The organism is Sphingomonas sp. BT-65, from assembly GCF_026107375.2.
GTDB lineage: Bacteria > Pseudomonadota > Alphaproteobacteria > Sphingomonadales > Sphingomonadaceae > Sphingomonas.
Genome location: NZ_JAPCIA010000001.1, coordinates 859,266 through 881,663, shown reverse-complemented (window position 1 = coordinate 881,663; position 22,398 = coordinate 859,266). Strand labels below are relative to the sequence as shown.

22 protein-coding genes are annotated in these 22,398 nt (G+C 63.2%); 5 read left to right on the top strand and 17 right to left on the bottom strand.

Going from position 1 to position 22,398, the window contains the following annotated elements; genetic code table 11:
* Positions 1 to 4: 4 nt before the first annotated feature.
* Together OK349_RS04355 and OK349_RS04350 are read right to left on the bottom strand one after the other, a co-directional pair.
* Complete coding sequence (locus OK349_RS04355) at positions 5 to 2,188, bottom strand: calcium-binding protein (RefSeq protein WP_265116595.1); 2,184 nt, start codon at positions 2,186 to 2,188, stop codon at positions 5 to 7.
* Positions 2,189 to 3,022: 834 nt separating this feature from the next.
* Positions 3,023 to 3,934, bottom strand: a complete 912-nt coding sequence (locus tag OK349_RS04350) for a LysR family transcriptional regulator (protein ID WP_265116594.1) — start codon at positions 3,932 to 3,934, stop codon at positions 3,023 to 3,025.
* Between the two features lie 96 nt (positions 3,935 to 4,030).
* On the opposite strand from OK349_RS04350, the gene OK349_RS04345 reads away from it, so the two are divergent.
* A complete protein-coding gene (locus OK349_RS04345) occupies positions 4,031 to 4,360 on the top strand; it encodes a YybH family protein (RefSeq protein WP_265116593.1) in 330 nt (109 codons plus the stop codon).
* On the top strand, positions 4,357 to 5,145 hold the full coding sequence (locus tag OK349_RS04340) for an SDR family oxidoreductase (protein WP_265116592.1): 789 nt from the start codon (positions 4,357 to 4,359) through the stop codon (positions 5,143 to 5,145). The genes OK349_RS04345 and OK349_RS04340 overlap by 4 nt, the downstream gene beginning before the upstream one ends.
* A 58-nt stretch (positions 5,146 to 5,203) precedes the next feature.
* Here the strand turns inward: OK349_RS04340 and OK349_RS04335 are convergent, their stop codons facing one another.
* Positions 5,204 to 5,578 (bottom strand): MarR family transcriptional regulator, encoded by a 375-nt coding sequence (locus tag OK349_RS04335; protein ID WP_265116591.1) that lies wholly within the window; start codon positions 5,576 to 5,578, stop codon positions 5,204 to 5,206.
* A gap of 540 nt (positions 5,579 to 6,118) precedes the next feature.
* Positions 6,119 to 7,408: a hypothetical protein gene (locus tag OK349_RS04330; protein ID WP_265116590.1), complete on the bottom strand. Its 1,290-nt coding sequence runs from the start codon at positions 7,406 to 7,408 to the stop codon at positions 6,119 to 6,121.
* A gap of 581 nt (positions 7,409 to 7,989) precedes the next feature.
* On the opposite strand from OK349_RS04330, the gene OK349_RS04325 reads away from it, so the two are divergent.
* On the top strand, positions 7,990 to 8,610 hold the full coding sequence (locus OK349_RS04325) for a gamma-glutamyltransferase (RefSeq protein ID WP_265116589.1): 621 nt from the start codon (positions 7,990 to 7,992) through the stop codon (positions 8,608 to 8,610).
* 233 nt (positions 8,611 to 8,843) lie between these two features.
* Here the strand turns inward: OK349_RS04325 and OK349_RS04320 are convergent, their stop codons facing one another.
* From OK349_RS04320 to OK349_RS04295, 6 genes are all read right to left on the bottom strand, one after another.
* Positions 8,844 to 9,965 (bottom strand): M14 family metallopeptidase, encoded by a 1,122-nt coding sequence (locus tag OK349_RS04320; RefSeq protein WP_265116588.1) that lies wholly within the window; start codon positions 9,963 to 9,965, stop codon positions 8,844 to 8,846.
* Between the two features lie 13 nt (positions 9,966 to 9,978).
* Entirely contained in the window at positions 9,979 to 11,292 is a 1,314-nt protein-coding gene (locus OK349_RS04315) for an MFS transporter (RefSeq protein ID WP_265116587.1), read from the bottom strand.
* Positions 11,282 to 12,637 (bottom strand): amidohydrolase, encoded by a 1,356-nt coding sequence (locus OK349_RS04310; protein WP_265116586.1) that lies wholly within the window; start codon positions 12,635 to 12,637, stop codon positions 11,282 to 11,284. The genes OK349_RS04315 and OK349_RS04310 overlap by 11 nt, the downstream gene beginning before the upstream one ends.
* Before the next feature lie 46 nt (positions 12,638 to 12,683).
* The gene (locus OK349_RS04305; protein ID WP_265116585.1) at positions 12,684 to 13,145 is read right to left on the bottom strand and encodes a hypothetical protein; all 462 of its coding nucleotides are present in this window, start codon (positions 13,143 to 13,145) and stop codon (positions 12,684 to 12,686) included.
* On the bottom strand, positions 13,145 to 13,621 hold the full coding sequence (locus tag OK349_RS04300; RefSeq protein WP_265116584.1) for a hypothetical protein: 477 nt from the start codon (positions 13,619 to 13,621) through the stop codon (positions 13,145 to 13,147). The genes OK349_RS04305 and OK349_RS04300 overlap by 1 nt, the downstream gene beginning before the upstream one ends.
* 84 nt (positions 13,622 to 13,705) lie before the next feature.
* Positions 13,706 to 16,024, bottom strand: coding sequence for a TonB-dependent receptor (locus OK349_RS04295; RefSeq protein ID WP_265116583.1), 2,319 nt, complete (start codon positions 16,022 to 16,024; stop codon positions 13,706 to 13,708).
* A 167-nt stretch (positions 16,025 to 16,191) separates the two neighbouring features.
* Between OK349_RS04295 and OK349_RS04290 the strand changes: the two genes are divergently transcribed.
* Positions 16,192 to 17,094 (top strand): LysR family transcriptional regulator, encoded by a 903-nt coding sequence (locus OK349_RS04290; protein WP_265116582.1) that lies wholly within the window; start codon positions 16,192 to 16,194, stop codon positions 17,092 to 17,094.
* Between the two features lie 261 nt (positions 17,095 to 17,355).
* Here the strand turns inward: OK349_RS04290 and OK349_RS04285 are convergent, their stop codons facing one another.
* The gene (locus OK349_RS04285; RefSeq protein WP_265116581.1) at positions 17,356 to 17,538 is read right to left on the bottom strand and encodes a hypothetical protein; all 183 of its coding nucleotides are present in this window, start codon (positions 17,536 to 17,538) and stop codon (positions 17,356 to 17,358) included.
* Between OK349_RS04285 and OK349_RS04280 the strand changes: the two genes are divergently transcribed.
* Positions 17,528 to 17,749: an Lrp/AsnC ligand binding domain-containing protein gene (locus tag OK349_RS04280; RefSeq protein ID WP_265116580.1), complete on the top strand. Its 222-nt coding sequence runs from the start codon at positions 17,528 to 17,530 to the stop codon at positions 17,747 to 17,749. The two genes, OK349_RS04285 and OK349_RS04280, sit on opposite strands and share 11 nt — an antisense overlap.
* Here OK349_RS04280 and OK349_RS04275 read toward each other — a convergent pair.
* From OK349_RS04275 to hmgA, 6 genes are read right to left on the bottom strand one after another with little or no spacing between them, the layout of a single operon-like run.
* On the bottom strand, positions 17,736 to 18,041 hold the full coding sequence (locus tag OK349_RS04275; protein ID WP_265116579.1) for a 4a-hydroxytetrahydrobiopterin dehydratase: 306 nt from the start codon (positions 18,039 to 18,041) through the stop codon (positions 17,736 to 17,738). The two genes, OK349_RS04280 and OK349_RS04275, sit on opposite strands and share 14 nt — an antisense overlap.
* 11 nt (positions 18,042 to 18,052) lie before the next feature.
* Complete coding sequence (locus tag OK349_RS04270; protein ID WP_265116578.1) at positions 18,053 to 18,712, bottom strand: SDR family oxidoreductase; 660 nt, start codon at positions 18,710 to 18,712, stop codon at positions 18,053 to 18,055.
* Positions 18,703 to 19,089, bottom strand: coding sequence for a Rieske (2Fe-2S) protein (locus tag OK349_RS04265; protein WP_265116577.1), 387 nt, complete (start codon positions 19,087 to 19,089; stop codon positions 18,703 to 18,705). The genes OK349_RS04270 and OK349_RS04265 overlap by 10 nt, the downstream gene beginning before the upstream one ends.
* Positions 19,086 to 19,724, bottom strand: coding sequence for a maleylacetoacetate isomerase (gene maiA, locus OK349_RS04260; protein WP_265116576.1), 639 nt, complete (start codon positions 19,722 to 19,724; stop codon positions 19,086 to 19,088). The genes OK349_RS04265 and maiA overlap by 4 nt, the downstream gene beginning before the upstream one ends.
* The gene (gene fahA, locus OK349_RS04255) at positions 19,724 to 21,040 is read right to left on the bottom strand and encodes a fumarylacetoacetase (RefSeq protein ID WP_265116575.1); all 1,317 of its coding nucleotides are present in this window, start codon (positions 21,038 to 21,040) and stop codon (positions 19,724 to 19,726) included. The genes maiA and fahA overlap by 1 nt, the downstream gene beginning before the upstream one ends.
* Positions 21,037 to 22,353, bottom strand: a complete 1,317-nt coding sequence (hmgA, locus tag OK349_RS04250; protein ID WP_265116574.1) for a homogentisate 1,2-dioxygenase — start codon at positions 22,351 to 22,353, stop codon at positions 21,037 to 21,039. Before hmgA ends, fahA begins: the two co-directional genes overlap by 4 nt.
* Between the last annotated feature and the right edge of the window lie 45 nt (positions 22,354 to 22,398).

Genomic DNA, 22,398 nt, shown 5'->3' with positions numbered 1-22,398 from the left:
CGCGTCAGCCGAAGACGAAATCGTCGGGCGAAAACCCCTGTGCGCCGCGGACGAAGATGCTGTCCGTGCCCATGGTGATGCGGACTCCGTCCGCGCTCGCCGTGAACCCGAGTTGCTCATAGGCGATGTCGAAGGCGCTGAGATCGATATGGTCTGCGCCCGAGGCGAAGTCGCTGATCTCGTCGGCACCCGAGCCGGGCGCGAAAACGAACCAGTCAGCACCCGCGCCGCCCGTAAGCAGGTCGTTGCCGCCGCCGCCGATCAGGTAATCGGGGCCATCGCCGCCATAGAGCTTGTCGGCGCCGCCAGCCACCGTCCCGGTCGACTCCCGGCCGTCGCCATAGAGCCAGTCATTGCCGTCGCCGCCTTCGAGCGTGTCGGCGCCGCCCCTGGCGCTGTCCTTCATCACGTCGCCGTCGCCGATCAGCACGTCGTCGCCCGCGCCACCGGTCAGCCGGTCGTTGCCGCCCTTGCCGCTGCCGTAAATATTGGTCGCGTCGCCGATCAGCAGGTCGGCATCGTCGCCGCCGTCGAGCCGGTCGTTGGCGCCCTGGCTGCTCAGCCATTCCTGGTCGCCGACCAGCCGGTCCGCGCCCGTGCCGCCAGTGAGCGTGTCGGACTGCCAGCCGCCGAGCAGCGTGTCGGCGCCGGACTGGCCCGAGAGCAGATCCTCGCCATTGCCGCCCGCGAGTGAATCGTCGCCCGAATTGCCGGCGATGTCGTCATTGCCGTCGAGCCCGCCCAGCGTATCGCTGCCGGCGCCGCCGATCACCGCGTTGGCGAGTGCGTTGCCATTGCCAGTGAAATCGGCGGCGCCGCGGCGGATCAGTTGCTCGACATTGCCGGCGAGCGTGTAGCTGTCGAGCGTCGTCTCGACCCGGTCGAACCCGGCGCCGGCGGCCTCGGTGATCCGGTCGCCGGTGTCGTCGACAAGGAAGATGTCGTCGCCCGCGGTGCCCAGCAGCGCATCCGCCGTGGCGGTGGCGGGCAGGGGAAGCAGCGCGATATAGTTGGTCGCGCCGGGCGAGGCGTCGCCCTGATCGACGGTCAGCGTTTCGCGGATCGTCTCGGCGCCGATGAGGCCGGGGAGCGAATCGCGCGTGGCAAGCGTCGAGAGCTCGGACCGGGTGATCTCGACGTCCTGTAAGGTGAGCCGCCCCTGCGAGGAGATCACCTTGGTGCGCGATCCGGCATCATCGAAGCGCCCGCCGATCACGGCGACGTCGGCGGCGCTGTCGAGCCAGAGCTGGTTCTGCTCGGAGATGCCGCCGCGCAGCACGGGGTTGAGGCCAACCGAGTCGATCAGCGTCGCCTCGGCCCAGAGCCGGTAGTTGCGGCCATTCTCCTCGCTCAGCGCGCGGACGAGCACGGTGCCGCTCGACTTGAGGTCGTAGCCGCCGTCGCTGTTGCCGCGCGCGACCGTGTCGATGAAGCGCACGTCATAGACGCCGCGCTCGCTCGCGAAACCGTCGCCGTTGAAATAGGCGCCGGCGGTGCTTTGGACATTCTCCATCACCACCTGGCTGAGCGTGACGTTGTGGACGGTATCGTCGAGATGGATGCCCGCAGGCAGGTCGTCGCCGGTCTGCCCGGCCATGTCCGCCGTGACATTGTCGATCACCACGCCATTGGTGTCGTACTGGAGGCGGATCGCGACCTTGGAGAAGCCGTGCACGTCGACGTTGCGGATCGTCAGCCCGGTGATCGTCGCGGTGCCCGAGGGCGCGCTGGAATAATCCTCGAAGAAGCGGCGGACATTGTTCGCGTCGACATCCTCGATGTGGAGGTTGGCGAGGTCGGCGGTGACGCGGAAGGCGGTGCCGACATTATCGATCCGCAGGTCGCGGAATTCGAGATCGTCCGCGCCGGTGCCGAGTTTGAACAGCTCGTTGCCGGAGGCATCGCCCGCCTGCCAGTCGGCAGGGCGCGAGCCTATGAAATGCGCGGCCATGGCATTGCCGCCGGAATCGATGCCGCGCACCACCACCGGCTGGCCCTCAGCTCCGCCGCGGGTGATACCGAGGATGCCGGTGACGTTGTAGTCGCCCTGGTCGGCCAGCAGCAGCACCTCGCCCCCGGGGCCCGCCCTTCCGATCAGGGTGTTGAGCGAACCGATCGACGCTGCGTTGTTGATGTCGCTGCCGCTTTTGTCCCCGGATCCGGCAGGCGAGATGTACAGGCTTGGCATAGCGAACAACCCCTTGCTGTTGTGGCGAGGTTAGCATCGATCAAGGCATCATGTTGCGCTGCAGTAAGGTTAAGCCAGCATTATGCTGATCATCGGAGAGGTTATTGCGATGGACCGTCGTGGACGTCTGACTTCGATAGCGGGGCTTGCTGCCCGGCATGGAAATTCGCTGGGGTGCAATCTCATCCAACGCTTCGGGGCATTGGGTTAGGAAGGGTCTTTGGAGACCGGGCAGCCGATTCGAGGACGGCATGATCGTACCCAAGGGGGCTGATCGATTTGCCGCAAGACATCGCGCCTTGCGGGTCGTAGGTCCGCTCGCGTGCTTTCGATCCCAAAGCCGCCGGTCCACTACCGCCCCAGATCCAGTGATTCCCATGCTCACATGGTCGATGTCCGCTTACGGTCCGCGGGCGCGACAGACGATTTGCATGCTTACCCGGTGCTTACTTTGCAAATCTCCCTCTGTTGGAAATTCGCAAAACCAGCCACTAAGTAATTGAAAAGATGGTGGACGCACTAGGGCTCGAACCTAGGACCCGCTGATTAAGAGGCGCTCCCGGCGTGGCGTATTGTTCAGTATTAACAGGTACTTGGCTGCATCCGTGTATGATCAGCTGCTCAATATGTCACAATGGGCTATAATCCGCGACAATCCACACCGACACAAAATCACCTACATTGAATTTTTTGGATCATAGGCAGCTTTGCGCCCCACTAGCGGTCGTTCGCGCAGGCCAATCGCAAGCCCGAAAGCTGCCGCTGATCGCGTCACGTTCGGCCATCGTCCATTGGTAGGAAAGAGGCCATTGCGGTAACCCGCAGTAGTGGCGCTCAAGGCTGTGGGAGCCGTCCGGCGGCGAAATCGCGCGCGAGCGAGATGAAGGCTTGGAAGGCCGCTGATGAATTGCGCCGATTGGAATAATAGAGGCACAGCGGCGCGAGCGGCGGCGTCCAGTCTTCGAGAATGCGGACGAGCCTACCTGCCGCGATGTCCTCGCGGACATCAGTTTCCATGAAATAGCCAATCCCGACGCCGTTCGTTGCCGCGATCCGGGCCAGGGACGCTTCATCGAGGGTGATCGGGCCCTCGACGTCGAGCTGCAATTCCTCGCCGCCCTTCTCGAACCGCCATCGGAACAAGGCGCCGTTGGGGAGCCGCACGCGGAGGCAGGGGTAAGTGAGCAACTCCTGCGGCACCTGGGGGACAGCCCTGCTTTCGAAAAAGGCAGGGGATGCGGCAACCGCCATGCGTCGCGTCTGACCCAGCGGTATGGCAATCGCGTCGCTGGGCACGAGATCCGCGCTGCGCACGCCCAGATCGAAGCCCGCCGCCACGACATCGACAAGGCGGCCTTCGGTGACGAGGTCGATATGAACCTGCGGATAGCGTTGCAGGTAGGTCAGGACCAGCGGCGCCATGATCTCACGCGCCGCTGTCGCGAACGCATTGATGCGCAAGGTGCCGGACGGCACCTCCTGCTGCGAGCGCGCCGTGTTCATCGCCTTCCGGATGTCCTCGAGCGCTGGCTTGATCTGCGCGACGAAAACCCGCCCGGCGTAAGTGAGCGAGACGCTTCGCGTGGTGCGATTGAACAACCGCACGGCAAGCTCCCGCTCCAGCTTGCCCACCGCATTGCTGATGGCCGTAGTCGACATGCCGAGATCGATCGCCGCGGCGCGAAAAGAGCCGCACCGGACGATGGCTAGAACCGCCTCGAGCTCGATCAGCGAATGGCGACTCATTATCCCGATTTCCGTGACACGCTATACCAATTTGTCTCGATTATCGGGCGGAAAGTCCATCGCTAAAGATGCCTCGTCACCGTCGAGGAGATGAACATGTCAATGGACCTACCAAAACCGATCGCCGACTATGTCGAGGCAAATGCGCGTCTCGATATCGACGGCATGTTGAAGCCCTTCCTGCGCGACGCCGTCTTCATCGACAATGGCAAGCTTTTCGAGGGACAGGCGGCGATCCGCCAGCTGTTCGAGGACGAAGTGATCCCGGTGAAGGCGATCTTCACGCCTGATATCGTTCGGGAAGAGGGCGACGATGTCGTGGTCGAAGGCCCCGCGCACGGCGACTTCCCGGGCAGCCCGCTCCGCTTCACCTATCGCTTCACGCTGGTGCACGGCGCCATCAAGACGCTGGAGACCACGGTATGAGCATCAAGGTCGATCCCACCGAGTTCACCGGCAAGCGTGTACTTGTCAGCGGTGGCACCAAGGGTCTGGGCCGCGCTACAGTCGAGCGCTTCATGGCAGGCGGAGCGCGTGTCATCACCGCTGCCCGGGCGATCAAGGACACCATCGAGGGCGTCGAATACGTCCAGGCGGACCTTACCACGCCAGAGGGCGGCGAAACGCTAGCTAACGCAGCGATCGAGCGGCTGGGCGGGATCGACATCCTTGCCCATGTCGTCGGCGGCTCGGCCTCGCCGGCCGGTGGCTTCGTCGCGCTGACGGACGAGCACTGGCTTGCTGAGCTGAACCTCAATCTGCTCGCGACCGTCCGGCTCGACCGCCTGCTGATCCCGCAGATGCTCGAGCGAGGCAAAGGCACCGTGGTGCACGTGACCTCGATCCAGTCCGTCCTGCCGCTGCCGGAATCGACGACCGGCTATGCCGCCGCCAAGGCTGCCCTCAGAACCTACAGCAAGTCTATCTCCAGGGAACTCGGGCCGAAGGGCGTGCGGGTCAACTCCGTCTCGCCCGGCTGGATCATGACGGAGGCTACCGGAGACTTTCTTGAAACGCTTCGGACTGCCAATGGCGGCACGATCGAGGACGCGCGTCAGTCCGTGCTCGATGCGCTGGGCGGAATCCCGATCGGGCGGGGAGCCGAGCCTGAGGAGGTGGCCGACCTCATCGCTTACCTCGCAGCCGACCGGGCCGCTGCCATCCATGGCGCCGAATTTGTCATAGACGGGGGAACGATCCGCACAGTTTAAGGCTCGCTACGACGTTCGTCACTTCGCTCTCGGAGGTGCAGGCGTCGGAATGGGACCTCTAAGGCCGACCAGGCGAATGAGCTTCGGGTGACGCCCAACCCCCGATGTGATCATAAACCGCATCTCGGAGCTCCGCCACCTGGCGGTTGAGCTTGCCCAAGGCGGCGGGAGTTTCACCAGACGCCGTTAGAAGCGTGTCTCCCAGACATGCTGCCTTCGAGCGGAGTGCGGCACCTTTGTCGGTTATCGATACGATCACTTGCCGCTCATTTTCTGGATTGCGGGCGCGCTGAATGAGGCCGGCGGTCTCGAGTCGCTTGAGCAGTGGCGTCAACGTGCTGGATTCAAGCGCAAGCTGGTTTGCGACGCTGCCAACCGTCTGACTGTCCTCCCGCCAGAGGACATTCAGGACAAGATACTGCGGATAGGTCAAACCCAGCGCATCGAGCAGCGGCTAATCGTCCTGCGCTTCGTTCCGGTCGAGACCAAGCCGTACATGAAGGCCGTCGCGGCGACCAAGCCGAAGAAGCCGCGGGCGCCCCATCTCGGCCTTCAACTCTAATCCAAGCTGATAGTGTCTGCGATCACCTAAACTTTCTCCCACATCTCAACGCACTGATTGAGCCGCAACACCCCGATGCGTTGGTGAGACGCCCGATGTGCGCTGGGGGAGCAATCGGATTAGGCGGAAGCGATACTCATGTGCCAAACGGTGGCTAAGTTCGCCCGTTGCGCCGGAAGCCGCCGGTCCGGTTGCGGCCCAGAACCAGCAGTTTCGACGAACGCCCAAGTCCATCATTCAGCGGATCCCACGCCCATTCCGAGCACCGTCTCGAATTCGTACTCCGAAACCGCGCCTCCGACTCCGGTCAAGCTAGTGGCAGTTCTCCGAGCGATCAGTTTTTCTGAAGGTCTGCGATTGCGGTTGCTGGCTCCGAACTAGATCGTCTTCGGGGAGCAATGGCTGGCGGATTTAATTCAGAAGCTGTCCGGTCGCGGCATCATATGTTCGGGAAGTCGATCCATAATCGCTATCGAACCCAACTGTAACAACAATGGATTTCTTCTCATATATCGTCATGCCGGACGCGCCATTGATCCTGATCGTCGAGATGGCCGATCGATTGCGGAACCCAATATAGGAAAGCCGATTTTTGTCGCCGTGCACCAGCGCATCGCCCAGCGCATGTTCGAGCATCGCGAAATTCGTATCGGAGACACGGAAAGTCTCTTCGGGCTTGATCGAAGCACTTGTCCCGTCCGGCCGGGAATCAACGACTGCGCCGCGCATGGTGATGTCGTCATAAGCATTTTCGCGAGCTGGATTTGCGATCGTCAGCTTCACATAATCCTTATAGATATTCATGCGATAGATTTGCCGGTTGCCCGCATAGGCGACTGCACGCTCATATGCCTTGCGAAGCTTCTCCTGATCGAAGTTTCCCTCGTCCCGTCCGGTGAGCGTTTTCGGCAAGTCCTGCACGAATGTCGTCACCGTCTCGATCCCGCCCGTCACGAGGGCGAAGGGGGCCAAGAAACCAAGCACGAGGAAGGCCAGCGTCGCGATTAAATTGGCGATCAACCTCAGCGGTGACATCCGAGCGGACAGATGCAACGGGCCGCCCAACAACCCCGTGCCTTTGTCGGGATAGGATTTCTCGGCTTTCTGCGTCTTGTATGTGCTGGGCGGTTCGGCGGCCTTTTGCTGCCAATCCTCTGGCGGATCTTTGTCGATGAGACCGTAGCCGGGGTTCTCCGGATCTTCGACGAACACGACAAAGCGTCCAGTGTGGAAATTGGGCAACTCGCCCATCGTGATGAACTGGCGGATCACCGTTTCGTAAGGGGCGTCATGTTCCGGAAACACCGTCAGCGTGAAGATGAACAGGTGATTGAAGTTCGAGACCGTCAGCCCCGCCTCTTCAAGCTTGCCGACGCGCGCCAACACGCGCCTGTCGGGCGTAGCTCCGCCCTTGGCGGACTCGAGAATTCGGTTCGCGATGCCGCCCTGTGCGGACTCGATCATCGGTTTCAGATTGCGCGCTATGCTCGCCACGAACACGCCGGTGAACAGGAAGCTTGCCGCGATGAATCCGATCACCACGAACGGTATCCATGAATCGGGCGCCACCCCGTTCGCCCCGGCGACTATGAAGCCGGCAAATGCTCCGATCGTCATCCACAGCGCCGCCAGAAAGAGGAAGCGGCGCGGGTTGAATCTGGCCTTCGGCGCGGTCGATGAGGATTCGCTTTGCATCAACATGGATATTGTCCGCCGTCAGAATGTTTTCGCACAATTCGCGGGGTAAATCGGCGGAGTGCGGGCCTCGTATAAAGGGGCAATCCCGCGGTACTGCAAGCGCCGGTGTTCGATGGTTTGCCCCGAGCAGCCGAAACAGCTCGGCGTCCCAGCCCGTTGGATCGACGCGTTATCTAATAAGGTTCTCGATGCTCGCATCGAAATGTGGATCATCAAGATGCGGATGTCTGCTACTCGAAACTTGCCTCTAGAAGCAGACTGTCAGCGTCGCGTAAGTGGCTGGGGCCAAACGCCTTTTTCAAATATCTTGTCCGACATGGTTCGGGTGGGTTCGCCCATATACCCCCGCTTTTGAGGGTATATTCGGCCCCCAATCCACCCGCTTTTTGGATGGAGATACCCCATGGGCCTTACCGCACTCGCGATCCGTAACGCCAAGCCTCGAGCGAAGCCCTACAAGCTCGCCGACGAGCGCTCCCTGTTCCTCCTCGTCATGCCCAGCCTTCGTGCCGCAGGAAGCGGACCTTGCTTCCCACCCACCAGGGCTGGCTCGCATCGGCGCAGGCCGGCGCGTCGCATGGCGCGTGAGGCTCGATGCGCTCGCCGGCATCGCGTCACCACAGCCGACCGGGCATCACACCGCGACGGTCGTCGCGGTGGATCGCTGGGGCAATGTCGCGGCGCTGGTCCATTCGAGCAACACGATGATCTGGGGCGACAGCGGGATGGTGGTGGGCGGCATACCGATCCCCATGGCAGCAGGCATCTATCAGCAGCGCCTGGCGGCGATCGTGCCCGGTGGGCGGCTTCCCAGCGATATGGCGCCGCTCATGCTGCTGCGCGACGGCAGGCCCAGCGTCGCAATTGCGGGTTTGGGGTCGTCGGTGGTGCCCGAATCGGTCCGGCTGATGATCGGTTTCAGCCGCGGGGAAGCGATGACCGATTGGCTGGCGGCGCCCCCGCTGTTGCTGAACTTCGAGCAAGCGGGCCTGCCGCTCGCCGAGCAGGATGAATTGATCCCGACCGGTGCCTATCCCGAGCAGGTCGTTACCGCGTTGCGCGCCATGGGCTTCCGGTTTCGCACCGTCGATAGTCAGCGAGCCGGTGCGCTGCGCGGCACGGTGGCGGCGGTCCGGCTAGGATCAAAAGGGGTTCGCGAAGCCGCCGAGGTGCCCGAAGTCTTGGCGTTCGCGGAAACCGAATGATGCGCGAACGACGGCTTCGGGCACCGACAAGTTTAGGCCTGAGCGGCCGAAATGGGCGTGTTGCCGACCGGCAGTTCACGCCGGAACCAGCCTAGCGGCTCCTGGGCCGTTGGCCGACCGGCGGCTTCTGGTCGCGTGGGCGCGAAAGCTGTCACCGTCAGAACACCTTCAACCTAGCCGTCTGGGGTGGGCAGCTATCAGTGCAGGGAGGTCCGATAGCAGGTCCGTTTCTCTCATCGAAAACCCGCAAGGCTCACATCGGAAAACTCTTCCGTGGCCATGCCGTTGATCGCCTGAAGGGCTGTCGCGCGAAACTGCGCCAGAACCATCCCCTTCCAAACGGCATCGTTGCAGAAGAACGCGTCCTTGATCGCCTTCTTTATCGCATAGGCTTGTGCGGGCGGAGCCGACGGATTGCGGTACAACCATTGATCACCGCGCAACGCGTGCCGCACGCCGCGGGAGCCGATCGTCCCGTATTCTAACGCGATCGAGGTAGATTGCAGCGGGATAGCGAGGTCATAGATCAGTTGGGCGAGTGACCCTGAGACACGTCCCGATGCTGCATCGTTGCCGTGGAGGCTCGAAACGTCCTGGCCCCACCATCTCCGGGCTCGCGCTTCTTCTTCAGGATCGGCGCGGCCAACGTACATCTTCTCGCCATGGCCGGGAGGGCCTAGTCCAGAATGTATGTCAATCCAGCCCACACACGATTGCTCGACCAGATGATGTTGGAGCGCCGCCGAGAGTGTCTCAAGACTCCAGCTTTTTCGCCGCCCTCCGAAGTAGAGGCCGCTGTCGCTGCTATACTGCCCTGCCGCGATCGCGCGCCGGAATTGCTCAAAGCCCATCTGGTCTATAATCCGATCGAGCCTTGCGTCGGCCGCCGGCGTGGGCGGCCAAGCTTCAGGAACCAGATAGGGATCCAGGTCCTCATACACCCGGTTTTCAGGGACGCCGGCCGCGAAATCGACCCAGTTCCGGTTGAGATCGATATTGTCCTCATTCACACGGCGAAGGTGGGAAAAGCCGTAAGGGTTAACCCCATGCACTAGCAACAGATCGATGCCGGCCCTTGCAGCCTGTCCGCGAAGATGCTCGTCGTCTAGAAGCAGGTTGAGGCATCCGGCGCCGCAGAAGCCCTCAACCCCATGCGTCGCCGTGGTTATCAGCAGCACTTTAGCGCCGCCCGCCGCACCTAGGCGTGCGACATCCATCGCCAACGGTTCGCCTGCAGCACCGACGGCATTCGGCAGGACGAAGCTGTCAAGTCGCCCATTCAGTGCGGCGATCTTCCGAGCGAAAGTCTCGCGACTTTCCTGATAGCTCTCAGGAAACATATTTTCGAGCAGCACCGACTGAACCTTCTTAATCGATTTCGCCGGAAGTGCGATCTTCGATCGCCCACAGCGCTATAAGTGAAATCACAATGCAGGCGATGACGTACCAGGCCGGACTGATCTTCGACCCGGTATTGTGAACAAGCCACGTCGCGGCGAATTGTGCGAAGCCGCCGAAGATAGCCACGCCGATCGCATAGACGGTGCCGAGCCCACTCGCTCGCAAGTGCCGCGGCAATAGCGACGGAATGATCGCCATAGTCGCGCCTGATCCCAGCGCCTGCAGGCTGGCCAGCACACCCACTGTGACCATCAGCATGAGCGGGGTCGGCACGGCGTTGATCAACAGAAACGCGGGGACCATCAGCAGCGCGAGAATGGAGCGCACGGTGATCGCGATCTTCTTGGGCGAAAGCCTGTCCGCGGCGATACCCCCTAGCGGTGCGACGAGGAACGTCATGACGCCACCAAGGATGCCGGCCTGGAGCGCCGAAGCCATCGGCAGTTTCAGTTCCGCAATGCCGTAGGTGGGCAGGTAAAATGTGATCATGTACGCACTGACAGTCCCGCCGATGGTCAACATGACCGCCAGCGCGAGATCGCGCTTGTGCGAAGTGAATAGGCTGCGGAATGGATGCGCCGCCGCGTCGCCGCTGTTTACCGCCGGCGTAGCAGGCTCTTTGAGCGTCCGCCGGATATAAAGCCCGATCGGCAGGATGAGCGTACCGATCAGGAACGGTACTCGCCACCCCCAGCTGATGAACGCGGCCGGATCAAGCAGGCTCGACGTCGCGGTCGCGACAAGCGCGCCGAATGCCACGCCGAGGCCTTGGCTAGCCAGCTGCCAGCTAGTGTAGAAGCTGCGGGTTCTGGGGCCGGACAGCTCGACCAGCAACGCGGTCGATGCGCCCACCTCGCCCCCGGCCGAAAACCCTTGCAACAGCCGTGCGAACACGACCAAGAGCGGGGCCAGGATACCGATCTGCTCATAGGTTGGCGCAAGCCCGATCATAGCCGAGCCCAACGCCATTAACGCGAGGGTCAAGGTCATCGCCGCCTTGCGCCCTGCTCGATCGGCATATGCGCCAAGCACCAATCCACCCAGCGGGCGGGTCACGAAACCGACGCCGAAGGTGGCAACCGAAAGCAGCAGTTGCTCGTAAGCGCCAAGATTGGGGAAAAATACCTTGCCGATCGTGACCGCGACGAAGCTGTAGACCGTGATGTCGAAGAATTCGAGCGCATTGCCGATCGTCACGCCCGCGACGAGCTTCGCCCGTTCACCGCGCCGATAAACCGAGGCCTGATCGGCAAAGACGATACTGGCCGCGTTACTTGCCATCGGCCGCCACCTGCGGGACGTCGCGTCCGGCGACCATCAGAACGGCGAGTGACAGGACCGCGGCGCCGGTCTTGATCGCCGGCTCTGGCAGCACCGTGAACTCGGGCGAGTGATTGGCGGGTAAGGGCGGCCCCCCGGCCTTTGCCCTGGCGTTCGCCTCGGGATCGCCGCCGCCGATGTTGAAATAGACCGACGGGACACCCGCGGCCGCGAACTCCGCATAGTCCTCGCTCGTGGGGCTGCCGGGTTCGGCAGGCGCGATGTAGTTGATGCGGTTATCACCGAATGCGGCCTTCAGCACCGTCGCGGCCCGCGGCGTCAGTTCCGGATTGTTGAACAAAGCGGGTGTCCCAGCGATCAGCTCCACCTTTGGCGCGCCGGCCCCGGCCATGTCCGCTGCCGCTTTCGCGGTGCGTTGCACGCCGGTCGCCATGATCCTGCGAGCGTCTGCTGAGAATGTGCGTGTGGTCAGTTCGAGTACGGCCTGGTCCGGAATGATGTTTCCGGCCGATCCGGAGATGAAGCTGCCGACGGTCAAAACGCCAGCAACGTTGGGATCTTTCTCGCGGCTGACGACAGCCTGGATGTCAGAGACGAAATGCGCTCCCATTACGATGGGGTCGATCGCGAGGTGCGGTCTTGCGCCATGGCCTCCCTTGCCGATGAACGTCACACGGAAAAGATCGGCCGCCGAAGAATGCGGTCCGTCCTTGATCAGCACCGTGCCGGCGGTTCGATTGCCAATATGCGCCGCGAAGCCGTAATCCGGCCTGGGAAAGCGAGTGAACAGACCGTCCGTGATCATGGCAGCGGCCCCCTTGCCTGTTTCCTCTGCCGGCTGAGCCACGAATACCAGCGTCCCGCGCCACTCCGACTTCATGGAAGCCAGGGCCTCCGCCGCGCCCAGCCACCACGCCATGTGCACGTCATGTCCGCAGCTGTGGGCGACGAAGACCGGCTTACCGTCGATCTGTGTCTGAACCTTACTTGCGTAGGACAGGCCGGTCTTCTCCTGCATCGGCAGCGCATCCATGTCGGTACGCACCATAACAGTCGGTCCGGCGCCGTTGCGCAGAACCGCGACGACCCCAGTCTTGCCGACCTTTTCCGTAACTTCGAAGCCGAGCGCACGCATCTGCTTCGCCAGGATCGCGGCGGTGCGCGTTTCCGCGAATGCCAGCTCCGGATTGCGATGCAAATCCTTGTACGTCGCTTCTAGCGCCGGATATTCTGCGGCGACCGTCGCATCGATGCGCGCGCGCTGCGCGGCAGGGTCCGACGCCTGGGCCACACCCGGTGCCGCCACTGCGACACCCATGACCAGGCTCATCAATGCGCGCGGCATTCTCGTCTCCTCGATTGCATTATTGAAGCGCCCGGCCGGCGGACAATCACTTTTGGCGGCGATAATATTCGACATAAGTCCGGGTCTTGCCGCCCGGCATCTTGGCGACGACACCATGCCGGATCCATTCGTCGGTATCCGCCGCGTAACGCCAGAATTCTCCGATCACGACCTGACCATCCTGATATTTCTCGACCAGGAATTCGTCGTGATGAAGCTTGTGGATCGCCAGATGATCGAAATGTCGGCCGACATAGGGTCGGACCTTGCCATCGAATTTTCCGGAGAATTCCGTAATGATCGGGTTGGCGGGATCCATGGTGTTCACGCCGCGATACGTCAGCGTGTCCTTGTCGACCTTGATCTCCATATCGATCTTGAGCGTTGGCGGGGCGCCGTCGTTGAAGTATACCTGCCGCTCGGAAAACGCGCCGCTCATGCGCTGCGGCGAAGCGGCCATCGGACTTGAGATCAGCGCCAAGGGCAGCAGGGCAGCCAGCATTCGCATCACTTGCGTCCCGCCCGCTTGAAATATTCAATGTAGGTCTTGGTACCGTTCGGAAGGATCGACTTCGCGACCACACCGTGCCGGATCCACTGATCCGTCTTTGGCACAAAGCGCCAGAACTCCCCGATGACCAGCTCACCGCCGCGATATTTCTCGACAAGATACTGATCCTCATAAACCTTGTGGATCGCCATCTGATCGAAATAGCCGCCGTTGAACGGATAGACCTTGCCGTCCGCCTTGCCGGACCAGTCCGACACAATCGGCTTCGCTGGATCGGTCGTATTCTCGCCGTGATAGCGGAGGGTGTCACCTTCGACGGTCATCGTTATCCTGAGCTTGAAACTCTTTGGAAGCTCGCCGTTGCTCCAGTAGGCGCCGGTTTCCTCAAATGTGCCGGTGCCGTTGCTTTGCTTCGCGTGCGCGGGGACACCCATGGCCAGAATGGCGGCGGCAACGACAAGCTTGTAGGTCATGGGTCTTCCTCTCACAGCAATCGGATTCGGATCACGCCGTCGAACCAACCTGGATCCGAGGCCGCTTCCCCGGCCCCGGTCGAATCAGAAGCGGCCACGGACGCCAAGCCCGACGGTGCGCGGCGCGGCGCTGGACGTATAGGCATTCCCGCCCGTCGATGCGGTCTGGGTGGTGTAGGTGACTGCGACCGTGTCGAAGACGTTGTTCATATAAGCGTAGATACCCCAGCGCGCGGTTTCGTTGTCGAGACCGATGCGCAGATTGGTCAGCGTGTAGGCCGGAAGGTTGCGGCGAAACACACTGGTTGGGCTGAACTCGGAATAGGACTGCCCGACATGGTTGAAATCGACATGCGCGGTGAGATTGAGTGCATCGGTCAACGAGCGCGTATAGTTCACCGAGCCGCCGATCGTGACGTTCGGCGTGTACGGAATGCGATCACCCTTCCGACCAGCTGCGAGCAACGACGAATTGATCTGGTCCTCGGTCAGCTTTGACGACGAGAAGGCGGCATTCGCCTGGATGCTCAGGCCCTGCAGCGGGCGCGCGGACAATTCCGCCTCGATGCCTTGCGAACGTGCCGCACCCGCATTCGAGATGAATGCGAAGGTGCCGGTCGGCGTGCGCCCCGTGACCTGCATATCCTTCCAGTCAATCCGATATGCGTCGATATTGAAGTTCAGGCGATTGCTGAACCAACTGGTCTTGAGGCCGACTTCATAATTCCACAGGCTGTCGGCGGCGTAGGGGGCAAGCGCCGCCGGAAGCCCCAAGACCTGATTCACCCCGCCCGGCCGAAAGCCCTGAGCGGCCGATGCGTAGAAGAGGATCGTGTCGGACGCCTGGTAAGCCGCGTTGAACTTGGTGATCCAGCCCTTGTCCGAAGACGAGGTCCTGGCATAGGGCTGGACGTTGATGTTCAGGAGATCGAAGCCCTTTACGGTTTCGCCACTGATCGACCGATCGAATTTGAAGTAGCGAGCACCGGCGGTCAGCGTCAGCTTGTCGGTGAGATGAAGGCTGCCCTCACCGAAGATCGCTTTTTGCGTCAGCGTGTCCTGCACGAACCGCTGGTAGAGGTATACGGACGGCCGGATAAATTCGCCGGTCGCAGCGTCTGCCAGTGTCGCACCGTTGTTCACGGTCCCACGGCGATCGGAATAAAAGCCGCCGACGGTCCATTCGAAGAACCGCCGCCCACTCGAACCGACACGCAGTTCGAACGTCGGACCGGTCGTCCTCAGACGCGGCGTCACCCCGCTCGGGATATTGCTGCGGACATAGCTGTTGAAAGTTGCCTGGGTTGCCGCGCTGCAAGGCGCCCCATTGCCGCGCAGCCGCTGACATACCGCCGCGTTGTTGATGTTCGTCGTGAGCAGGTCGGACAAGTCACCGGAGACGTTGTTCAACTCGCGATCGGAATAGGATCCGACTGCCGTGATGTTGATACCGCCCGCGTCCCAGCGCGCCGTTGCGCTGTACAGTTGAATTTTATCGTCAAGCGAAAGCCGGGTCCTGAAGCGGTTTTCATAAGCCGGCCCGCCCAGGAACCACAGCGGCGACTCCCCCTCGATCTTTTGGTAGATGGCCGATGCGTCGATGGTCAGCCGATCGGACGGCGTCAGTCGAACGAGCAGGCGTCCACCCTGGCTGTGCGCGGCGCCGGTATTATCGAGGTTGAGGAAGGTGTTACGGATGAAACCGCCGCTGTTCGCATCGAACAGGACCAGGCGGGTGGCAAGCACGTCGCCGATGATCGGGACGTTGATCATCCCTTCTACGTCGTGGCGGGTCGATCCGCCCTTGATGAAGCCGACATCGCCCTCGAATGCCCCTTCCAGCTTTTGAGACGGCTTGTTGAAGAGAACGCGGACCGTACCGGCCATCGAGCCGGCCCCATACAGCGTGCCTTGAGGACCGCGAAGCACTTCGACCCGATCGACGTCGAACATCTTAATGCGCGGCGTCGAGAGGCCGGCATCGTTACCGGCGCTGACGACGCCCGTCACGGCGGTCTCGTCATAATATAAGCCGACAGTCGGCTCACCGACCGATTGAATGCCGCGGATCACGACGCGGGTGCGATCCGCGCCGCCATCGACGAACACCAGATTGGGCACCGCCTGCGTAATGCCGGTCACATCGGTGACACCTGCCTGCGCCAGGCTTTCGCCCGTCACTGCGCTGATCGTGATCGGGGTACGCTGGAGGCTCGTGTCCCGGCGCAGGGCCGTGACGACGATATCGCCGTCACCGACCACCTCGTCGGAGGTCGCAGCGGCCGGGGGCACTTGCGCCGTTTCAGCCTGCGCCTGCGCAAGGGCCGGCATCGCAAGCGACGTGCATGCCAATGCAATGAGCGATGACTGGACGCCAAAGTGCTTGTTGTTCGGCTGCTTCAACGGATTTCCCCTCTGATCATTGCTCTTCTTGTCGGTGTCGCATCCCGGTCCGACTCGCGCCGTTCGTTCACGGGTAGAGGATTGACGAATATCAATGATTAGAAAATAATAATTCTTGATTACATGCGATAGGATTCTTGTATCCCCCGCGACCCTGGAGCGACGCCATGAAGGTCAATCAACTCAAGATCTATCTTGCGGTGGCAGAAGAGGGCAGTATCCATTCGGGCGCCCGGCGGATCGGAATTTCGCAACCGGCCGTGTCGACCACGATCCGCCATCTAGAAGAACATTTCGGCGTGCCGCTGATGAGCCGGGCGGTGCGCGGCATCGAGCTGACCGAATTCGGCGAGCTTTTGCTGACGCGTGGCCGGGCGCTGTTGTCCGACCTGAATCGGCTCGACGACGAGATGAAGCATCTGGCCTTGGGGAAGACCGGATCGGTGGCCGTCGCCGTGTCGACCGCGACGGCATGCGCCCTGCTGCCCCGAGCCTTTCAGCGGTTTCGCGCCACGCTGCCCTATGTCGATGTCAACCTGCGCGACGCGACCTACGCCCACGCGCTGACGGCATTGCGGGAAGGGTCCGTCGATTTTGCGCTGATGCACGTACTGCCGAGCTTTCAGTGCCCTGATGACATTTCCCGGCAATTCCTATCGGCCATGCCCTATGTCATTGGAGTGCGCGCGTCGCACCCGCTTGCGGCGGTTCGATCGGTCGCCGATCTCGTCGATGCGGACTGGCTGCTTCCGCCCTCAAGCGACAGCATCCCCGGCACGCTGTTTCAACAGGTCTTCGTCGCAAACGGTCTTCCACAGCCCAAATGCCTCACCCACTGCGATTCAATCGCGGCAGCATTGAATCTGTTCGCCGAGATGGACGTCGTCGGCTTCTTCTCCAAGCCGCTCGCAGATGTGGAGTTCGAGCGGTTCGGCCTGACCGCCGTTCCCGTGCGCGAAACGCTACCCAGTCTTCACGCCGTCCTGCTGACGCGAAAAACGGCAATCAATTCGGTCGTCTCCCAGCATTTCATGCAATGCTTCGTGCCCGACGCCGAGGGTGGCAAGTGATCGCCGCTCACGTTCGGTTCACGAGCCGGTCCGATGCGGATGGCACGCGCTCGGTATGGACGATACCTGCTTTGGCACGTGCCTTGGCACCCGGTGGTGGCCGGGCTGGACGCCCCATCAAGTTGATGAGCGTGGCGGTCTGCTGCGCGGTATTCGTTGCCATTCTATCTGGCTTTTGATCAAGGCCATCTGGTCTGGCGCTTTTTCACTCCGAAACATGGCGAGGGCCCCGAGTGGCGGGACCTCTTCCAAGCGTTGCTCCTAATCTTTGGCCTGCCGATCGGCTTGATGCTCTGGCATTGGCGTGACCTGAGCGTGCGCCAGCAACTCGAAAATGCGCGCAAGGATACGACGCTCAAGGAGTTCAGCGATCCGCCATGGCGCGGGCGGGAATTGCGCACGTTCGGTCGCCCCTTTGAAAAGGTTTCCGGAGGTGCGCAGCATCCAGGCGCTGGCCGGCGACCCCGACCTGCTGGTGCAGGTCAGCGCAGTCGATGCCGCCGATCTGGGCTGCATCGCCGATGCGGTGCGCGCATTGCCGGGGGTCGGCGAGGTGACGACCATGTCGTCCTGGCCGATCATCTGCGCCGGCCCTAGCGGCCTGCCACTTATCCAGGCCGCGATCTCCTTCAGCAGCAATTTCACACCGCGGTGACGGTCTTGGGCGGAAACATGAGATCGATCGTGCGTGCCAGCGCCAGATCACGTGCGGAGATCCCGCCGGCATCGTGCGTCGTCAGCCAGATGTCGATTGTACCGAAGACATTCGACCATTCGGGATGATGGTCCTCCTTGTCCGCCTCGACGCCGATCCGGACCATCGCCCCCAGCGCCTCGCCAAAGGTCGCGAACTGGAGGCGGCGGTGGAGCGCTTGCCGGACGGGATCGACAGTCCACGCCGCCAGGGCGGCAATTTCCGCCGGCGTAACTCGGGAGCGTAATTGCATTATCTTTATCCTCAGGCAGGGTTGGTGACGGGCAGCAATGCGCCGGTCACCCCTCGCGCGGCAGGCGAGGCCAGAAAGGCGATCGTGTCGGCAACAGCGGCCGGCGTGGTCCAGCTTGCCGGGTCGACATCAGGCATGTCGGCGCGATTGCGGGGCGTGTCGATGATGGAGGGCAGCGCCGCATTGACCCGGATGCCGCGCGGGGCCAGTTCGGCCGCCAGTGCTTCGGTAAGGCGCGCCACGCCTGCTTTGGCGGCGCCGTACGGACCAAAGCCCGCCTTGGCCGGCTGCGCGGAGACGGCGCCAATTAGTACGATGGCGCCACCGTCAGAGAAATATGGTAACGCCGCATTCACGCTGGCGACGGCTGTCGCGATATTGGCATCGAACATCGCGCGCCAGTCGGCAAGCGTCGTCGTGGCGGTCGTGGCCCATTGAAACCCGCCGACAAGGTGGATCAGCGCATCGACCGTGCCCAACCACCGCGCCGCCTGCGCCATAACGTCCCGAGCATTTGCTTCATCGGCAAGGTCGCCCGCCGCAAAGCGCCCGCTTGACGGGTCCGCGGGCGCTGCGCCGTGGAGCGCCGCGACGCGGTCGCCCGCTTCGACGTGGCGAGCAACGACCGCGCTGCCCAGTGCGCCATCGGCGCCAGTGATGATCAGGTGCATGGCAAATCCTCTTTCTCGATCGTCCGGATTTCTCGGTCGATGATGGCAACGGGCCAAGGCGTCAGGCGCAGACCGACGCACGGCCCTCCTACGCAGACGCCGCTGGTGGGATCGAACAGCGCTCCGTGCCAGCTGCAGGCGATGAAACGGGCATCCTGGGTAAGATATTCGTCGAGATGCTGCGCCAGCGGCAAACCGGCGTGCGGACAGCGATCGACGTAGCCGTGGACGTGCTCGCCGCGGCGCACGACGAACCCGTGGAATCGGCCCGCTTTCGTCTGGATCACAAAGTTGCGCGCGCAACCATCGGCGACCAGCGTCACCGGCCCCAGCGCGACGCCGGCGGGGATGGAGGAGAGGCGGGCGGGCTCGCTCATCGCGCGTCGGCATCCGGTTGGCGATCGGGATGCGCGGCGGCGACGGCAGGTAGCCCGCGCGCAGCCGCGCCCGCCGCGACGACGCGCGGAAAAGCATCCAACGGCATCGCGAACCGCTCGGCCGAGTAGAGCTGCGGCACGAGACAGCAATCGACTAGGCCGGGCGCGTCGCCAAAGGCATGGGCGCCGCCGTGCCGGACGATCATCGTCTCGAGTGCGGCGAAGCCTTCGCCGATCCAGCGGGCGATCCATGCCGATATCCGGGTTTCGCCGGCGTCGAGGTCCCGGCGCAGCGCGACGAGAACGCGCAGGTTGTTGAGCGGATGAATATCGCTGGCGATCACCCCCGCCATCGCCCGGACGATCGCGCGGGAGTCCGGATCGGTGGGCAGCAATGCCGGTGCCGGATGTCGTTCCTCGAGCCATTCGACGATAGCCAGGCTCTGCGTCAGCACCTGGCCTTCCATCTCGAGCGCGGGCACGAGCCTTTGCGGGTTGATCACCGCATAGGCGGGATCGGCTTGCGCCCCGGTGCGTAGATCGTGCGCCACCTGTTCGTAGTGCAGATTCTTCAGATTGAGCGCGATCCGGACCCGATAGGAAGCGCCCGAGCGCCAATAGTCGTGCAGCCGCATCAGCTTTTCCGCGCCGGTTCGACAGTGCCGGTACAGGGGCCGAAGCCGATGCTGACCAGGCCTTCCGTTTCCATCCGGCCGGACATCGACAGCAGGTCGCCATCCTCGAGAAACGCGCGCGTCTCGCCGGTCGGCAACGTCACCGGCTCGACGCCGCCGCGCGACAGCTCGAGCAAGCTGCCAAAGGTGTCGCGGGTCGGCCCGGAGATGGTGCCCGTACCCAGCAGGTCGCCGGGATTCAGGTCGCAGCCGTTGACGCTGTGATGGGCGACCATCTGGGCGATCGTCCAATACATGTTCGATGCCGGACCCCGGCTCAACCGGAGCGGGGCACGCCCTTCGGCGCGCATCCGTTCGGAGCTGATCGTGACTTCGAGCGTGATGGCGAGCGCGCCCTGTGCCTGATCGCCGGCGTCGAGCAGATAGGGAAGAGGCGCGGGGTCACCTTCGGGCCGTGGCGGCTGGGCGATCCGGAAGGGCGCCAGCGCCTCGGCGGTCACGATCCAGGGCGACACCGTGGTCAGGAAATTCTTGGCGAGGAACGGACCCAGCGGCTGATATTCCCAGGCCTGGACGTCGCGCGCCGACCAGTCGTTGAGCAGGCTCAGGCCCGCGACATACTCGCCCGCCTCCTCGATCGGGATCGCCGAGCCGGGCAGGTTGCCGGTTCCGATCCAGACGCCGAGTTCGAGTTCGTAATCGAGCCGGCGCGTGGCCGCCAGCGTGGGGGCGACGGCATCCGGCGCCTTGAGCTGGCCGTGCGGGCGGAGGACCGGTGTCCCCGACACGCGCACCGAGGATGCCCGTCCGTGATAGCCGATCGGCACATGCTTGTAATTGGGCAGGAGCGGATTGTCGGGCCTGAACAGCAGCCCGACATTGGTGGCGTGATGAATGCCGACATAGAAGTCGGTATAGTCGCCGACCCGTGCGGGCAGGTGCAGCGCGCAGGTGTGCGCCGGATGCAGCATCGGCGCGACCGCATCGCGATGGGGGCGATCGCGGGCGAGCAACGCCGATACCGAACGCCGCAGCGCGCGGCGCGGCGCGGTGCCGAGCGCCAGCAGCGGATTGAGCGTATCGCCCGAGGCAGCCTCTGCCGCCTGGAGCGCGGCGCCATCGAGAAGCCCGCTTCGCGCCAGTGCGGCGAGGTCGAGGATGAAGTCGCCGATCGCGATGCCGCCGCGCGGTGCGCCGTTGCCGTTCGAGAACACGCCCAGCGGCAGGTTCTGGATCGGGAAATCGGGATGGCCTTGCGCGCTCGCGACCCAGCTGGTGCGTGCCGGATCGTGCGTCTCGTCGATCGCAACCGTCATCGCGGGAGCGTCGCCTTGGGGAAATCGGCCCAGCAATCGTCATAATCGGATTGCAGCGCGGGGCTCTCCATCGCCCAGCGGGTCGGGCGGATGACGTGACGGCTCTCGAACATGAACGCCACGGTCCCGTCGATCCTGTGGGGCTTGAGCTCCGCCGCGACCGCCTTGGCATAGCTTGCCGCATCGGGGCCGTGGCCGTTCATCTGGTTGTGGAGCGACGCACCGCCTGGGACGAAACCGCCCTCCTTGGCGTCATAGGCGCCCTCGATCAGCCCCATGAACTCGCTCATCACGTTGCGATGGAACCAGGGCGGGCGGAACGTGTCCTCGGCGACCATCCAGCGGGGCGGGAAGATCACGAAATCGCAATTGGCGGTACCAGCGATCTCGCTGGGGGATGTCAGCACGGTGAAGATCGACGGGTCGGGATGGTCGAAACTCACCGTGTTGATCGTGTTGAAGCAGGTGAGGTCGTAGCGATACGGCGCGAGGTTGCCGTGCCAGGCGACGACATCGAACGGCGAATGGCCGAGCCGGGTCGACCAGAGTCCGCCCTGGAATTTCTGGATCAGCTCGAACGGCGCCTCGCGATCCTCGAACCAGGCGGCGGGTGTCTCGAAATCGCGCGGGTTGGCGAGGCCGTTCGCGCCGATCGGCCCCAAATCGGGCAGGCGGAACGGACTGCCGTAATTCTCGCAAACATAGCCCCGCGCGGCGCGGTCAGGAAGCACCACCTTAAACCGGACGCCGCGCGGGATCACCGCGATCTGGAGCGGCGCGAGGTCGATCCGTCCCAGTTCGGTGGTGATTTCAAGTCGACCCTGTTGGGGTACGATCAGCAGTTCGCCATCGGCCGAGAAGAAGGCCCGATCCTTCATGTCGCGGCTGGCGGCGTAGAGGTGGATGGCGATGCCCGCACCGGCACCGACATCGCCGTTGCCGCCATAGGTTGTCAGGCCGTCGACAAAGTCGCTGCCTGCGTCGATCGCCGGCGCATCCCAGCGCAGCCGGTTCGGCGATGGCGGCATTTCGGCGAACGGCGCCGAGCGCAGATGCGGCGCGCCGGCATAGGGCACGAACGCGTCGTGGCTGGCGGCGGGGCGCATCCGGTAGAGCCACGAGCGCCGGTTCTCCTGGCGCGGCGCGGTGAACGCGCTGCCCGAGAGTTGCTCGGCATACAGCCCGAACGGCACCTGCTGTGGCGAGTTGCGGCCGATCGGCAGCGCACCGACGACGGCTTCGGTCGCGACATGGTTGCCGAAACCCGGGACGTAGCCGGCGTCGGCGCTCGCGATCGCGGTCTGGACGTTCATTTTTTCCTCTTTGTCGATAGCCGTGCGGACGGACGGGCGGCGCCA

Excerpts from the sequence above, each read along its gene's own strand:
- OK349_RS04315 (WP_265116587.1), bottom strand. The coding sequence starts at position 11,292 with ATGGCAAGTAACGCGGCCAGTATCGTCTTTGCCGATCAGGCCTCGGTT.
- OK349_RS04355 (WP_265116595.1), bottom strand. The coding sequence starts at position 2,188 with ATGCCAAGCCTGTACATCTCGCCTGCCGGATCCGGGGACAAAAGCGGC.
- OK349_RS04340 (WP_265116592.1), top strand. The coding sequence starts at position 4,357 with ATGAGCATCAAGGTCGATCCCACCGAGTTCACCGGCAAGCGTGTACTT.
- OK349_RS04265 (WP_265116577.1), bottom strand. The coding sequence starts at position 19,089 with ATGAGCGAGCCCGCCCGCCTCTCCTCCATCCCCGCCGGCGTCGCGCTG.
- hmgA (WP_265116574.1), bottom strand. The coding sequence starts at position 22,353 with ATGAACGTCCAGACCGCGATCGCGAGCGCCGACGCCGGCTACGTCCCG.
- OK349_RS04290 (WP_265116582.1), top strand. The coding sequence starts at position 16,192 with ATGAAGGTCAATCAACTCAAGATCTATCTTGCGGTGGCAGAAGAGGGC.
- maiA (WP_265116576.1), bottom strand. The coding sequence starts at position 19,724 with ATGCGGCTGCACGACTATTGGCGCTCGGGCGCTTCCTATCGGGTCCGG.
- fahA (WP_265116575.1), bottom strand. The coding sequence starts at position 21,040 with ATGACGGTTGCGATCGACGAGACGCACGATCCGGCACGCACCAGCTGG.
- OK349_RS04345 (WP_265116593.1), top strand. The coding sequence starts at position 4,031 with ATGTCAATGGACCTACCAAAACCGATCGCCGACTATGTCGAGGCAAAT.
- OK349_RS04285 (WP_265116581.1), bottom strand. The coding sequence starts at position 17,538 with ATGCTGCGCACCTCCGGAAACCTTTTCAAAGGGGCGACCGAACGTGCG.
- OK349_RS04300 (WP_265116584.1), bottom strand. The coding sequence starts at position 13,621 with ATGACCTACAAGCTTGTCGTTGCCGCCGCCATTCTGGCCATGGGTGTC.
- OK349_RS04270 (WP_265116578.1), bottom strand. The coding sequence starts at position 18,712 with ATGCACCTGATCATCACTGGCGCCGATGGCGCACTGGGCAGCGCGGTC.
- OK349_RS04275 (WP_265116579.1), bottom strand. The coding sequence starts at position 18,041 with ATGCAATTACGCTCCCGAGTTACGCCGGCGGAAATTGCCGCCCTGGCG.
- OK349_RS04310 (WP_265116586.1), bottom strand. The coding sequence starts at position 12,637 with ATGCCGCGCGCATTGATGAGCCTGGTCATGGGTGTCGCAGTGGCGGCA.
- OK349_RS04350 (WP_265116594.1), bottom strand. The coding sequence starts at position 3,934 with ATGAGTCGCCATTCGCTGATCGAGCTCGAGGCGGTTCTAGCCATCGTC.
- OK349_RS04305 (WP_265116585.1), bottom strand. The coding sequence starts at position 13,145 with ATGCGAATGCTGGCTGCCCTGCTGCCCTTGGCGCTGATCTCAAGTCCG.
- OK349_RS04330 (WP_265116590.1), bottom strand. The coding sequence starts at position 7,408 with ATGTTGATGCAAAGCGAATCCTCATCGACCGCGCCGAAGGCCAGATTC.